The 13,663-nt window shown below is 68.0% G+C and carries 12 protein-coding genes; 4 read left to right on the top strand and 8 right to left on the bottom strand.

Going from position 1 to position 13,663, the window contains the following annotated elements:
* Positions 1 to 7 precede the first annotated feature (7 nt).
* Together AB0L82_RS04355 and AB0L82_RS04350 are read right to left on the bottom strand one after the other, a co-directional pair.
* Positions 8 to 631, bottom strand: a complete 624-nt coding sequence (locus tag AB0L82_RS04355) for a metal-dependent phosphohydrolase (protein ID WP_364630835.1) — start codon at positions 629 to 631, stop codon at positions 8 to 10.
* A gap of 71 nt (positions 632 to 702) precedes the next feature.
* Positions 703 to 1,149 carry a helix-turn-helix domain-containing protein gene (locus AB0L82_RS04350; protein WP_364630832.1) on the bottom strand — a complete coding sequence of 149 codons (447 nt, stop codon included), beginning with the start codon at positions 1,147 to 1,149 and terminating at the stop codon, positions 703 to 705.
* An 83-nt stretch (positions 1,150 to 1,232) separates the two neighbouring features.
* On the opposite strand from AB0L82_RS04350, the gene AB0L82_RS04345 reads away from it, so the two are divergent.
* Together AB0L82_RS04345 and AB0L82_RS04340 are read left to right on the top strand one after the other, a co-directional pair.
* Complete coding sequence (locus AB0L82_RS04345; protein WP_364630830.1) at positions 1,233 to 2,561, top strand: MFS transporter; 1,329 nt, start codon at positions 1,233 to 1,235, stop codon at positions 2,559 to 2,561.
* Positions 2,506 to 3,498 (top strand): SMP-30/gluconolactonase/LRE family protein, encoded by a 993-nt coding sequence (locus AB0L82_RS04340; protein WP_364630828.1) that lies wholly within the window; start codon positions 2,506 to 2,508, stop codon positions 3,496 to 3,498. Before AB0L82_RS04345 ends, AB0L82_RS04340 begins: the two co-directional genes overlap by 56 nt.
* Positions 3,499 to 3,502: 4 nt before the next feature.
* Here the strand turns inward: AB0L82_RS04340 and AB0L82_RS04335 are convergent, their stop codons facing one another.
* The 3 genes from AB0L82_RS04335 to AB0L82_RS04325 all read right to left on the bottom strand — a co-directional run bounded on the left by AB0L82_RS04335 (position 3,503) and on the right by AB0L82_RS04325 (position 8,102).
* Positions 3,503 to 4,963: an MFS transporter gene (locus AB0L82_RS04335; protein ID WP_364632764.1), complete on the bottom strand. Its 1,461-nt coding sequence runs from the start codon at positions 4,961 to 4,963 to the stop codon at positions 3,503 to 3,505.
* 90 nt (positions 4,964 to 5,053) lie between these two features.
* Positions 5,054 to 6,331, bottom strand: a complete 1,278-nt coding sequence (gene cobA / locus AB0L82_RS04330) for a uroporphyrinogen-III C-methyltransferase (protein WP_364630826.1) — start codon at positions 6,329 to 6,331, stop codon at positions 5,054 to 5,056.
* Between the two features lie 424 nt (positions 6,332 to 6,755).
* Complete coding sequence (locus AB0L82_RS04325) at positions 6,756 to 8,102, bottom strand: DoxX family protein (protein WP_364630823.1); 1,347 nt, start codon at positions 8,100 to 8,102, stop codon at positions 6,756 to 6,758.
* A 325-nt stretch (positions 8,103 to 8,427) separates the two neighbouring features.
* On the opposite strand from AB0L82_RS04325, the gene AB0L82_RS04320 reads away from it, so the two are divergent.
* Together AB0L82_RS04320 and AB0L82_RS04315 are read left to right on the top strand one after the other, a co-directional pair.
* A complete protein-coding gene (locus AB0L82_RS04320) occupies positions 8,428 to 9,561 on the top strand; it encodes a phosphotransferase family protein (RefSeq protein WP_364630820.1) in 1,134 nt (377 codons plus the stop codon).
* A gap of 14 nt (positions 9,562 to 9,575) precedes the next feature.
* Positions 9,576 to 10,676, top strand: a complete 1,101-nt coding sequence (locus AB0L82_RS04315) for a hypothetical protein (protein WP_364630818.1) — start codon at positions 9,576 to 9,578, stop codon at positions 10,674 to 10,676.
* A 245-nt stretch (positions 10,677 to 10,921) separates the two neighbouring features.
* Here AB0L82_RS04315 and AB0L82_RS04310 read toward each other — a convergent pair whose 3' ends face one another.
* From AB0L82_RS04310 to cobO, 3 genes are all read right to left on the bottom strand, one after another.
* Entirely contained in the window at positions 10,922 to 11,263 is a 342-nt protein-coding gene (locus AB0L82_RS04310; RefSeq protein WP_364630816.1) for a cobalamin biosynthesis protein, read from the bottom strand.
* A gap of 193 nt (positions 11,264 to 11,456) precedes the next feature.
* The gene (locus tag AB0L82_RS04305) at positions 11,457 to 12,995 is read right to left on the bottom strand and encodes a cobyrinate a,c-diamide synthase (protein WP_364630813.1); all 1,539 of its coding nucleotides are present in this window, start codon (positions 12,993 to 12,995) and stop codon (positions 11,457 to 11,459) included.
* Positions 12,989 to 13,609 (bottom strand): cob(I)yrinic acid a,c-diamide adenosyltransferase, encoded by a 621-nt coding sequence (cobO, locus tag AB0L82_RS04300; RefSeq protein ID WP_364630811.1) that lies wholly within the window; start codon positions 13,607 to 13,609, stop codon positions 12,989 to 12,991. Before cobO ends, AB0L82_RS04305 begins: the two co-directional genes overlap by 7 nt.
* Positions 13,610 to 13,663 lie beyond the last annotated feature (54 nt).

Below are 13,663 nucleotides of genomic sequence, written 5' to 3'. Positions count from 1 at the left end.
GCTGCTGTCAGATGAGTGTGGCGAGTTCGGCGGAGAGGTTGGCTCGGGCGGCTTCGTCGTAGCGGGCTCGGCCTATGGGGGTGCGGAAGAGGTGGGGCTGGTCTACCAGGCCGCGTAGGACGGCGGCTCGGCCCGCGCGGAAGAGATCGTCCGGGACATGGGCGTATTCGGCTCGGACGGCGGCCGTGTAGGCGGCGTAGGCGGGTTGGTCGGCGGCGAGGATGGCGAGGTCGGCGTCGCAGAGGACTTCGCCGTTGCGGTCGCCGGGGGCGGGGTGGTGGCCCGCGGTGAGGCGGACCAGGCGGGCTACCTCGGCGATCGTCTCCGGGCTCAAACCCAGTGCGGGGAGCGCGGATTCGGCGAGCACCGCACTGGCCTCCTCGTTGTCGCCGCCGTCGACCGAGTAGACGGCGTCGTGGAAGAAGGCGGCATAGCGGACGGCGGCCAGGTCGGCGGCGTCGGCGGCGAGGTCGTCGATGACCGCGAGCATGGCGGATAGATGTTCGACGGTGTGGTAGCGGCGGTGTGGTTCTCGATAGCGGCGGACCAGGTCTTCGCCGAGTTCACGCGCGCCTGGTCCGGCCAGATCGGTCCAGCGGTCCAGTAGTTCCGCGTCCAGGTTTCTCCCCATCCAGGCAGTCTGCCGAATTCCCGCGGGCGGCAACAGCCCAGGGCGGCCGTGGTTTTCACCACTGTGCCGCGTCAGCTCAGTTTGGCTACCGCGACATCGTCGGGGGTGAGTAGGCGGCCGTCGTGGGCGTGCACCTCGAGCGGGGCCAGTGGCCGGCCGTCGCGACGGTCCAGGAGTTCGGAGTGGGGTTCGGAGTCGGCGAAGGAGAAGGCTTCACCCCATTGCCGCAGGGCGACGATGACCGGGAAGAGGGCGCGGCCTTTTTCGGTGAGCGTGTATTCCTGGTAGGCGCTGCCTTCCGAGATCGGGGTGGTTTCCAGGATCTCGTTGGCGACCAGATCGCGCAGACGGGCGGCGAGGATGTTCTTGGCCACACCGAGACTGCGCTGAAATTCGTTGAAGCGGCGACTGCCGTCGAAGGCGTCACGCACGATGAGCAGGGACCACCAGTCACCGATGGCATCGACCGAGCGGGCCACGGGACAGTCGGCATCGTCGAATCGGGTGCGTTTGACCAAGGTCCGACCTCCGGGATCATCGGTTGCATCTTGCTACCACTCTACTTTAGCTTAGGTAGCAAGATGCAACCACTGGAGGGTGTATGACACTCGAACCCACGCAGGACGCGGCCGAGCTATCCGCGGCGGGACGGCAACCGAGCCGGATCGCGCTGGCGGTGTTCGCCATTGCGAGCGGGACCGCCGTGGCGAACGTGTATCTGGCGCAACCGCTGCTGGCCACGCTCGGAGCCGAATTCGGCATCGGCGAGCAGGCCGTCGGCGGCATTGTCACCGCCACGCAGATCGGTTATGGGCTGGGGCTTTTCCTGCTCGTACCGCTGGCGGATCTGCTACCCCGGCGGGCGCTCGTCTCGACGCAATCGCTACTGCTGGCGGTGGCGCTGCTCGTATTCGCCACGGCTACACGCACTCCCGTACTGCTGGGCGCGGCCGCGATCGTCGGGTTCCTCGCGGTGGTGGCGCAATCGCTGGTCGCCTATGCCGCGGCGCTCACCGGACCGGACGATCGGGGGCGGATTGTCGGTCGGGTCACGAGCGGGATCGTCATCGGAATTCTGCTGGCGCGCACGATATCCGGGACCATCGCGGATATCGCGGGCTGGCGGGCGGTGTATTTCACCTCGGCGGCGGTGACACTGCTGCTGGTGTTCGCCATGCGTCGCACACTGCCCTATGTGCCCGGGCCGATCGGGTCGAAGCCTCGGCGCGATGGGGACGGCGATCTCGGGGTTGGCAGCGAGCACCCGGGCTCGGCCCACGCATCGCGATATCCGGCGCTATTGCGTTCCACCGTCGCGCTTTTCGTCACCGATCCCCTGTTGCGCACCCGAGGGCTGCTGGCCCTGCTCATCTTCGCCGCGTTCAGCACGCTGTGGAGCACGCTCGCACTGCTGCTCACCGCCGAGCCATTCGCGCTGTCGCACACCGTGATCGGCGCTTTCGGGCTGGCGGGCGTCGCGGGTGCGGCGGTGGCGACTCCGGCGGGTCGACTCTTCGACCGAGGACACGGCCGACGGGTGACGGGGTCCGCGTTGCTATTACTGGTCGCGTCCTGGCCATTGCTCGTGTTGACACCGAAATCGCTGGTGGCCCTGGTGATCGGCATCATCGCCCTGGATGCCGCCATCCAAGCCGTGCACGTCACGAACCAGAGCCTGATCTACTCGCATCGCCCCGATGCGGGCAGCCGGGTCATCGGCGGCTACATGATCTTCTATTCGATCGGCAGCGCGGCCGGAGCCGTGGCCGCCACCGCCGTCTACGCGGCCTTCGGATGGACGGCGGTCTGCCTGCTGGGCGCGGTTTTCAGCCTCACCGCCCTCGGACTGTGGTGGCGCGCGGATACAGTGAGCCATGCCGATGCAGCCCCGCCGATGGACGCCCCCGCCTGCCCCGCCGCGTGCCCGTGACACCCGCAGCACCCCGGAGATGCCCGCCCTGCGGTTACTCGAATTGCCGGGCAAGGGACCGGAAGACGTGGTCATCGCGGCCGATGGGCGCTTGCTCACCGGTATCGACAATGGCGCGATCCTGGCCGTCGATCCGGCGACCGGTGCGGTGGAGCAGATCGCGCACACCGGCGGGCGGCCGCTCGGACTGCACGCGGAATCCGATGGCTCCCTGCTGATCTGCGACGCACAGCGCGGCCTGCTGCGGCTGGACGAGCCGGGCGGGCGGATCGAGGTGCTGGTCGCCGAGGTCAATGGCGAACCGCTGAATTTCACCAGCAATGTGGTCGCGGCCGCCGACGGCACGATCTACTTCTCGGAATCCTCGCGCCGCTGGCCGCTCACCGAGTGGATGGGCGACATCATGGAGCATTCCGGAACCGGGCGGCTGCTGCGCCGGAACACCGATGGGAGCATCGAAATCCTGTTGGACGGACTGGATTTCGCCAATGGCGTGGTGCTGGCACCGGATGGTTCGTGCGTGGTGGTCGCCGAGACCGGGGCGTACCGGGTGACCCGCTACTGGCTGTCGGGCCCGCGCGCCGGGACCAGCGATCCGCTGGTGCAGAACCTGCCCGGATTCCCGGACAATATGTTGCTCGGCAGCGATGGCCTGGTGTGGGTTTCGCTGGCATCCCCGCGAAACCCGTTGCTGGACACCCTGCTTCCGCTGCCCGGCATTCTCCGCAAGATCTCCTGGGCGATTCCCGAACGGCTGCAACCGAAACCGGCGCGCACCGTCTGGGCGATGGCCTTCGATTTCGACGGCAAGCAGGTGCACGATCTACAGCGCGAAGGCGTCGACTACGCGCTGGTGACCGCCGTCGCCGAACACGACGGCAATCTCTACCTCGGGAGCCTGTCCGAACCGGCCATCGCGGTGACGCGAGTGCCGTAGGGACTCAGGACTTCTGGGCCTCATCCTGTGCGTGCTGCGCCTGCTGCAATTGCGCGGGCGTATAGCGCAGGGTCAGCGCCAGCACGCCCAGCACCGCGGTGCCGATCGCGCAGACCAGCAGCACCAGGGTGTAACCGCTGCCCAGCGCCTCGATCTGGGTCGGGTTCATCTCGGTGACCTTCCCGGTGGAACCACCCAGGGACAGCGTGCGGGACAGTGCGACCGGGCTCAGCACGCCCACCGCGAACGGGGTGCCCATATTCATGAACATCTGCCCGACCGCGGACAGCGGGCCGATATGCGCCATATCCACCCCGACCAGCACGCACAGCGGCAGGATCACGATCGCGGTGCCGACGCAGAAACCCACCACGCACAGCAGGATCAGCAGCGTCGGGAAGTACTCCACCGAACCGTCGATGGTGGAACCGAAGTACAGCCCGGCCGCGAGCACCAGCGCGGCGGAGAACAGCAGCCAGCGCGGGGCCACATACTGCGCGGCCTTGGAGGCGACCGCGGTGCCCACACCCGCGCCCAGGGTGAACGGGATGCTCGCCAGACCGGCCGAGAGCGGGCTGTAGCCGAGCACGTTCTGCAGGAACTGGGCGACGAAGAAGGTCGTCGCGCCCAGTACGCCCGAGGTCAGGAAGATGGCGATGAAGGTGGCCACACGATCGCGGCTGTCGAACAGCGACCACGGCAGCAGCGGGTTCTCGACATTGCGTTCGGCGAGGACGAACACCACCAGCAGCACCAGGCCGCCGATCACCGAGCCCAGGATAATCGGGCTGCCCCAACCCATTTCGGGACCTTCGGTCGCACCGAACACAATGGCCACGCAGGCGAGCGTGCCCAATACCGCCCCTCGAATATCGAGTGAGATGCGCTGGTGCGCGGTATCGCGCAGCTCGTTGATCGCGCCGATGACGATGAGAATGCCGATCGGCACATTGATCCAGAAGATCCACCGCCAATCCAGCTGGGTCAGCGCACCGCCGATGACCAGACCGCCGACCGAGCCGATCCCGACCATGGAACCGAAGATGGCGATGGCCTGATTGCGGGCCGGACCGGGAGCGTAGGTGCTGGCGACCAGAGCGAACGCGGTCGGCGCGGCGATGGCGGCACCGGTGCCCTGCAGGGCGCGGGCGGCGATCAGCCAGGCTTCGTTCTGCGCGCTGCCGCACAGCGCGGACGCGACGGTGAACAGTGCGACACCGAGAATCAGCATGCGCTTGCGACCGAAGGAGTCGCCGAGGCGACCACCCAGCAGCATGAGCCCGGCGAACGGCAGACCGTACGCCGTCACCGTCCAGGCACTGCCCGCACTGGACAGACCCAACTGCTCCTGTAGTCGGGGCAGCGCCAGAATCATGACGGTGCCGTCGAGCACCACCATCAGCTGCAACCCGCTCAGGACGAGAATCGCGAGGCCGAACGCCCGCTTGGTCACCGGATACTGCATCGTCGCAGCGGGATTATCGAGCACTCCGACACTGTAATGGATACCCGGCGCGGCCAACCGATCTCGTGCTGGCTCGTACCGGGCATGAGGTCAGTGCGCTCCCGCGTCCAGCGCTTCGCCATCCGGCGCTCCGGCGGTGAAACCGGCGGTGGGGCCGATGACGATGATGGCCGGGGGGCGAATGGCTTCGGCGCGGACGCGGTCGGCGACCGTGGACAGGTCGGCGCGAACGATGCGCTGGGTGCGCAGGCTGCCTTCCTGGACGATGGTGACCGGGGTGTCCGCGGCGCGACCGCCTTCCAGGAGGGCGGCGGCGAATTTGTCGATGCGCTCGACGGCCATGAGCAGCACGATGGTGCCGCGCAGTCGGGCCAGGGCGGGCCAGTCGACCAGGGAGTCCGGGTGGTCGGGGGCGACATGGCCCGAGACCACGACGAATTCATGGGTGACGCCGCGGTGGGTGACCGGGATTCCCGCGAGGGCGGGGACCGAGATGGCGCTGGTCACGCCGGGGACGACCGTCACCGGAACACCGGCGTCGACGCAGGCTTCGAGTTCCTCGTAACCGCGGCCGAAGACATAGGGATCGCCGCCCTTGAGACGGACCACGAATTTGCCCGCCTTCGCGCCCTCGATGAGCGCGGTATTGATGGCCTCCTGGGCCATGGCGCGGCCGTACGGAATCTTGGCGGCGTCCACGACCTCGACATCCGGACCGAGTTCGGCGAGCAGCTCGGGGGGCGCGAGACGGTCCGCGACAACGAGATTCGCGCGGGCCAGCAGGCGGCGGCCGCGCACGGTGATGAGGTCCGGATCGCCGGGACCGCCGCCGACCAGGGCGACGCCGGGGGTCACCGGGCCCGAATCATCGGTCACCACACCGGATTGCAGCGCCTCCAGCAAGCCATTTCGGATCGCGGCCGAACGGCGATGCTGACCGCCCGCGAGGACACCGAGGCTCATACCGTCATAGCGCGCGGTCGCCGGGGTGACGGCGGTGCCGAGCCGGGCATTGTCGGCGCGGACGCAGAAAATACGCCCGCGGGTGGCCTCTTCGACCACCGCCGCATTGGTTTCAGGTTCATCGGTGCAGGTCATGGCGTACCACGCGCCATCGAGATCACCGTCGGCGTAGGGCCGCAGTTCCAGGGTGATCTGGCCGGAGGTGGCCATACCCTCGACGGCCGGGGTGGCCTCTCGGCTGATCACATGCACGTCCGCACCGGAGGCGATGAGCAGTCCGAGCCGCCGCTGGGCGACCGTCCCACCGCCGACGACGACTACGCGCCGACCGTTCAGATCGAGCCCGACCAGGTAGTTCGGGTCGCCAACGGGCTGTTCATCGGATGCGTCTGACGTGTACTGCACGAGGATTGAGCCTACGGCCTGGCCGCGAACCGCCCACAATCGACCGGCGTCCGCACAGCAACCGTTATAGAGCCCACCTCGATGGCGGCGGCGGATCTCGGCTGGATGGCGATCCCTGCGCCTGGCCTCGCAAACCCGTTCGGCTTCCTATGCCTGATAGCTATGATTCGCCGCGGGGCAGTGGTCGGATGCTCGCGGTTCTGGTTTCCCTCTCGCTCGCGGGCGTCGCGTCCGCGCGGCCCATACAGCGGCCGGGACGCTGGTGGCGACGGGTGTCGAGGCGACCTATTCGCAGCCCGGCCCGTGGGCGGTGACCACGCAAAAGGGTTTCGGCTGTTGCGATTCCACCGGCGCGGCCTATGACATCTGGTATCCGGCGAATCTCGGGGCGGGCGGATTCCGGCTGGGTCGATCAGGTCGGGAACTAGTTCACGCCATTGGGGTTGTCCTGCACCAGGTTCAGGCCGCCCTTGCGCACGGGCATGGCGCTGTCGTCGACGCGGGTGAGGGACAGGGTTACCGGGTGGCCGTCGAGTTCACCGGTGAGCAGCAGGCGATCCGGGGCGGTGCGGTCGTAGGTGAAGCCGGCCAGCGGCTGCTGTGTCTCGGGTGAGTGCAGGGTGAGATGGTGTGCGCCGCTGTCGTATTCGGTGGCGACCGAGACCAGGCTGTCGTCCATGCGCTGATAGGTGGCGTACTCCTGGTAGTCGAAAATCAAGCGCCGCCAGCGGGTTTCATCGGTGAGCAGCGGAGGCACCGGCTGGCCGTCGCGGGTGAATTCGGTGACGTTCCAGATGCCGTAGAGCTCGGGTTTGCCCCGCCCCGGACCATATTCGTGCCAGCCTTGCCAGCTGCCGACCGCCTGCGCCAGCACGAACCAGGCCGCCAGTGCCACCAGGCCGATGTCGGCGATCCGGCGCGAACGTGGCGTCGTGAACGGGGTGGGCGCGGTCGACGGACCGGCGGACTGTCCCAGCAGCACCGCCGTGAGCCTGCGGGCATCGGGGGCCAGCAGCACCAGAGAGAGCAACAGCAGGTGGAACGAGAGCAGTTTGACCGGCACATCGAAGGTCATATTGAGCACCCACACCTGCGCCATGCTGACCAGACTGAGCAGCACGCCCGCGAGTCGCGTGCGCGGCATGAGCAGCAGCAGACCGCCGAGCACCTCGGCCATACCGAGCAGGCTCTCGTACACCGGTGACGCGCCGACCTGATTCCACAGCACCGCCATATGACTGAATTCGCCGTACGGCTGGATGAGGGTGGCCAGACCGGGCGCCTGCATTTGGAGCGGAATCGCCTTGGCGAAGCCGTATCCCAGCATCTGCCCGGCCAGGATGAGCTGGATGAAGAGCAGGAACCAGCCCGCGAGGCGGCGGTATTCGGTGCGCTTGCGGTCCAGGACGGTCCACACCGCGGTCACGATGAGCGCGAGGATCAGGATGCAGAACACCAGAACCCACAGGTACGCCTGATCGCCGCTGCCGGATTCCAGCTGCAGGCGCGCGTCGATGCCGAAGATATTGCGCCCCACCCACTCCACGATGGTGTGCGGCAGTTGCGCGTAGTCCATGACCATGCGATCCGGCGTCCAGAGCGCGATGATGCCGATGAAGGCGAACAGCGGCTGCGGATAGATGACGCAGAATAGGGTCAGGTATGCGACCACGAAGCGAAAGCCCAGGCGCGCCAGCGGATTCCATGTCCGCGCGGTCGCCGATTCGGGTGGATCGAGCTCCGCCTCGACGACGACCGCTGCTGTACTCATCGCGCTCTCTCCCCTCTCGGCGAACCTCTTTCGACGATAGGGAGTGTGCCCGCCGCGCGCCTCCGGGTGGATCCCCCGTTCGTAGCGTTCTCGTCTACCCCGGTGGGATGGTGCGGCATACCTCTGCGGGACTACGTGCCAGCACTACCGACTTACCAGATTGCGCGTCGAGAGGCATCCCATTCACCGGTACTTACCAGCCGAATCCCTGCACATTTCAACTGCAACACGTTACATTTCTGCACATCGTGTGGAACGCGCCACACCCGGGCCCACCAGCCCGAACCGCGCGCACACGCCCGCCGCTTCACGCCAGGAGGAAAGCATGTCGGCCGACGACCCCAACCAGAGATGGGAACTCACCGTCTCCGACCGGGACGATGCACAACTCGCGGAGCAATTGGCCGCCTGGCTCGCCACCAAGGTCGACGCCGACGACGCCCCGCGCGTCACCTCGCTGACCAAGCCGCAGGCGGGCGGCATGTCCAGCACCACCCTGCTGTTCGACGCCGAATGGACCGAGAACGGCGAGCCCGCGGGCGGGGCGTACGTGGCGCGGATGCCACCGGAGGCCAGCTCCTTCCCGGTCTTCGAGAAGTACGACCTGCAGGCCCAGTACGACATCATGGCCGCGGTCGCCGAGGCCACCGATATCCCGGTGCCGCCGCTGTGCTGGATGGAGAACGACGCCTCCATTCTGGGCTCGCCCTTCCTGGTCATGAAGCGGGTGAGCGGCCGTGTGGCGGAAGACAATCCGCCGTACGTGTTCTTCGGCTGGGTCTTCGACGCGACCCCCGAGGAGCGGCTGGAGATCACCCGCAAGACCGTCGACGTCATCGCCCGGGTGCACAGCATCGACAAGCCCGAAGAGCGCTTCCCCATGCTGCACGGCGAGGGCTCGGCACTGCGCAGGCATTTCGAGGCGCAGAAGCGCTGGTACGACTGGGCGCTGGCCAATGATGGATTCCGGATTCCGTTGCTGGAGCGCACCTTCGAATACCTGGAAGCCAATTGGCCGGACGATTCCGCGCCCGATGTGCTCAGCTGGGGTGACGCGCGCCCGGGCAACATCATGTTCTTCGAGGAGACCGGCGACACCTCCGCCGTGCTCGACTGGGAGATGGCCGCCATCGGACCGCGCGAACTGGATGTGGCCTGGCCCATCCTGATTCACCGGTTCTTCCAGGACATCGCGACCACGTTCGATCAGCCCGGACTGCCGGACTTCCTGCGCCGCAGCGATATCGAGAAGCTGTACGAGGAAGCCACCGGGCACGCCGTGCGCGATCTGGACTGGTACCTCACCTATGCCGCACTGCGGCACGGGATCGTGATGGCGCGCATCAAGCGCCGGATGATCCACTTCGGCGAGGACACCGACACCGCCGACCGCGACGACTACGTCATGCACCGAAAGCTGCTCGAGGCATTGCTCGACGGCACCTACGCCTGGGATTGAGAGATATGCGACCCATGATCGGCCCTCTGGACGAATACCCGATCCACCAGACGCCGCAGCCGATGGCGCGGGTGGCCAGCAGCGATAAGAACTTCTACGATCGCAGCTACTACAACGCCATCGACACCGGCGGAGATCTGTTGCTGGTCACCGGATTCGGCGTGTACCCGAACCTCGGCGTGACCGACGCGTTCGCCACCGTGCGGCGCGGAGACATCCAGCATTCGGTGCGATTCTCCGACGCACTCGAGCAGCGCAGCCTGGACCTGGCGGTCGGCGGATACCGCATCGAGGTGATCGAGCCGCTGCAGAAGCTGCGGGTGATCTGCGAGCACGAGACGCTGTCCTTCGATATGACCTGGGAGGGTTCGTTCCCGGTCGTACAGGAGGAGGCGCACACCATCATCACCGGCATGAACAAGGCCATGATCGAGGCGCAGCGCTTCGCTCAGGTCGGAAGCTGGTCCGGCACACTGAATGTCGACGGCACCGATTTCGCCGTCGATCCGGGCAGCTGGATGGGCACCCGGGACCGCTCCTGGGGTATCCGCCCGGTCGGTGAATCCGATCCGGCCGGACGACTGGCTTCCGAACCGTCCGAAGGCTTCTGGTGGCTGTACGTGCCGCTGCGCTTCGACGAGTTCTCCATCATCGTCATCGTGCAGGAGGAGCCCAACGGGTTCCGCACGCTCAACGATGCCACCCGCATCTGGAATGACGGCCGCATCGAGCAATTGGGCTGGCCGCGAGTGCATCTGACCTACAAGTCCGGCACCCGCATCCCCACCGCCCTGCGCCTGGAACTCACCACCCCCGACGGCAAACCGCTCGAGGTGGAGGTCGAGGCGGGCACGTTCATCGCGCTGCACGTCGGCGCGGGCTACGGCGGTGACCCGGACTGGCAGCACGGTCAGTGGAAGGGACGCAACTGGTCCGAGGCCAAACGCTACGACCTCACCGACCCGGCCAACGCGGGCCGCATCCCCTTCGGCGTCATCGACCACGTCGGCAAGGCCCGCTGCGGCGACGCCGAGGGCTGGGGCCTGTTCGAACACGGCACCCTGGGCCGCCACGATCCCACCGGCTTCGCCGACTGGGGTTCGGTAGCCCCCTGACCCACCCCGAAAGCGGCGGATCCCGCAGTCCCAAGCCGTGATCCGCCACCCGCCGCGCTCGCCGACTACCCAACCGGTCGGCGAGCGCGGCGGCGCTGTATCACCGCGCCACCGCATCGGTACCTATTCCCGGGCTGACCCGCTCGAGGCGCGGAGCGCAACCCAGCGCCGAATTACAGCTGCCGCCAAGACGATTTCGACCGCCTCATATGTATATCCGCGCACCCGACCGGTAGTGTGCGGTCTCAGCGTCGAATAACCGCTGCTGCCAAGGCGATTCCCCTATTTATGCACTTGGGAACAGCCAGCTCTCCGCCGCCGGCGGCCAGCATCGCGGCGGCCTCCGCCACGCTCGGGGTTCCGAGCGCCTGGGCGGTGACCGCGGACGGGTTGGGCACTTCGACCCGCGCCAATTCGCCCGGCGCGAAGGACATCACCGGCACCCCGAGCTCTCGTGCCGCGGCCACCAGGCCCAACTCCCCCGCGCGCCTGTCCACGGTCGCGAGGCAGCCGATCACGCTGTCCCCCAGGACTTCCCGTATCGCCGCGACGATGACGGCGGCCTCCACGCCGGTTCGGGTGCCCACGCCAACCGCGAGTACCGGTCGCGCGCCTTCGGTTCGCGCGGGTCCGCTCATCGGCGGCCTCGACGCGCGTGAGACCTCCGTGACCGCCGGTCGTGCGCGGATTCGAGCGGGTGGTTCCCGGGCGTGCGGACCGCCGATCTCGATAATCGGCTCGGTGCCGACCTGTCCGGGCCGGGACGGAGGTGGCGGCGTCTCATACGAGCGCTTCGTCGTCGGCGAACGCGCGGGCTGTGGCGACGAATCGCGCTATCGCGCTCGGGTTTCCGGCGGGGTGGGTGTGCAGGTAGGAGGCGTGGACGTGGTGGGTTGTCGCGCCTTCGCGAACTGTTTCGCCGGAGGGCGCGCGCCAGGCCCAGGCGGCGGGGTTCGCGGCGGGGGCGGTGAGGCGGGTGCGGTGGAATTCGTGGCCTCGGATGCGTTCCCCCGCGCGCCAGAGGGGGGAATCGTTGAGGGCCACGGCATCTCGGTAGCCGAGGGTGAGGCGCGGGCCGAATTCGGCTGTGGCGTCGATGACCCCGGCCATGCGGTGACCGTCGAGGGAGCGGGTGAGGTAGAGCAGGCCCGCGCATTCGGCGTGGACGGGCAGGCCGCGCCGCGCCCGGGCGGCAATCTGTTCGAGCAGGGGTGAGTTCGCGGCGAGGGCGGCCGCGTGTTCCTCCGGGAAACCGCCCGGAATCACCAGACCCGCTGTGCCGGAGGGGAGTTCATCGCGCATCGGGTCGAACACTACAACCCGCGCGCCCGCCGCCTCCAGAAGTTCGCGATGCTCGGCGTACCCGAAGGTGAAGGCGGCCCCGCCCGCCACGGCGATGATCGGTCCGCCGGTGACGAACGCCTGATCGGTGCCGCGATCCCACTCGGCCCCGGCGGCGGCCCGCTCCGAATCCCCAGCCACCCGCGCGACAGTCGGCACGACGCGCGCAGCGGGTCCATGCTCCGGCTGCGCGATGAGAGCGCCTGCGGCGGAACCCGATTCGGCGGCGAGGCGCAGTTCCTCGGCGGGATTCCAGCTCGGGCCGGAGGTCTGCGAGCTCGCCAGTGCCACTACCGCAGCCAGATCTATGTGTGCGGCAACGAGATCGGTCATCGCGTCCACGGCTGCCTGGGCGGCGGAGCCGTGCTCCACAGCCGGGATCAGGCCGAGATGTCTGGAGGGGACTTCCAATTCGGCCAGGCGCGGGAGTGCGCCGAGCACGGGGAGGCCGACTCGGGTGCAGGCCGCGCGCAGGACCTGTTCGTGGCGTTCGCTGCCGACGCGGTTGAGGATCACTCCGCCCAAACGGATTCCGCTGTCGTAGGTGGCGAAACCGTGCAGCAGGGCGGCCAGGCTCTGGCTGTGGCCGCGGGCGTCGACCACCAGTATGACCGGCGCGCCGAGCATGGCGGCGATCTGGGCGGTGGAGCCCTCGGCGATGGGGTCGGAGTTGTTCTCGTCGATACGGCCGTCGAACAGGCCCATGACGCCCTCGACCACCGCGATATCGCAGTCGGCGCTGCCGTGCAGGTAGAGGGGCGCGATGCGTTCGGGGCCGCACAGCACCGGATCCAGATTGCGGCCCGGGCGACCGGCGGCGAGACCGTGATAGCCCGGATCGATATAGTCGGGGCCCACCTTGAAGGGGGCCACCCGGTGCCCGGCGCGACGCAGCGCACCGATCAATCCGGTTGCGAGCGTGGTCTTTCCGCTACCGGATGCGGGCGCGGCAATGACGACGGCGGGCACGCTCACCATTCGATACCGCGCTGGCCCTTGCGGCCCGCGTCCATGGGGTGCTTGACCTTGGTCATCTCGGTGACGAGGTCGGCTACGTCGAGTAGCGCCTGCGGGGCGTCGCGGCCGGTGATGACCACGTGCTGGTTGCCGGGGCGGTTGCGCAGGGTTTCGACCACCTCGTCGACGTCGACCCAGCCCCATTTGAGGGGGTAGGTGAATTCGTCCAGGACATAGAAGCGGTGCTGTTCGGCGGCGATGCGGCGGGCGATCTCCTGCCAGCCCGCGAGCGCGGCGGCGGCGTGGTCCTCATCGGTGCCCGGTTTGCGGGACCAGGACCAGCCCTCGCCCATCTTGTGCCATTCCACCGCGCCGCCCGCGCCGGTCTCCTCGTGCAGCGTGCCGAGGGTGCGGAAGGCGGCTTCCTCGCCGACCTTCCATTTGGCGCTCTTCACGAACTGGAACACCGCTACATCGAAGCCCTGATTCCACGCCCGCAACGCCATCCCGAAGGCCGCGGTCGACTTGCCCTTGCCCGGCCCGGTATGCACGGCCAGCACCGGCAGATTCCGGCGCTGCCGCGTGGTCAGCCCGTCGTCCGGAATGCTCTCGGCCAGCGGAACACCCTGAGGCATGGAATCGAACTCCTCTCACCGCGCGGCGTGCGCCGAACGCTCATCCCACCGTGC

Source organism: Nocardia sp. NPDC052001, from assembly GCF_040680615.1.
Classification (GTDB): Bacteria; Actinomycetota; Actinomycetes; order Mycobacteriales; family Mycobacteriaceae; genus Nocardia.
This window is presented reverse-complemented; position numbering and strand designations above follow the sequence as displayed.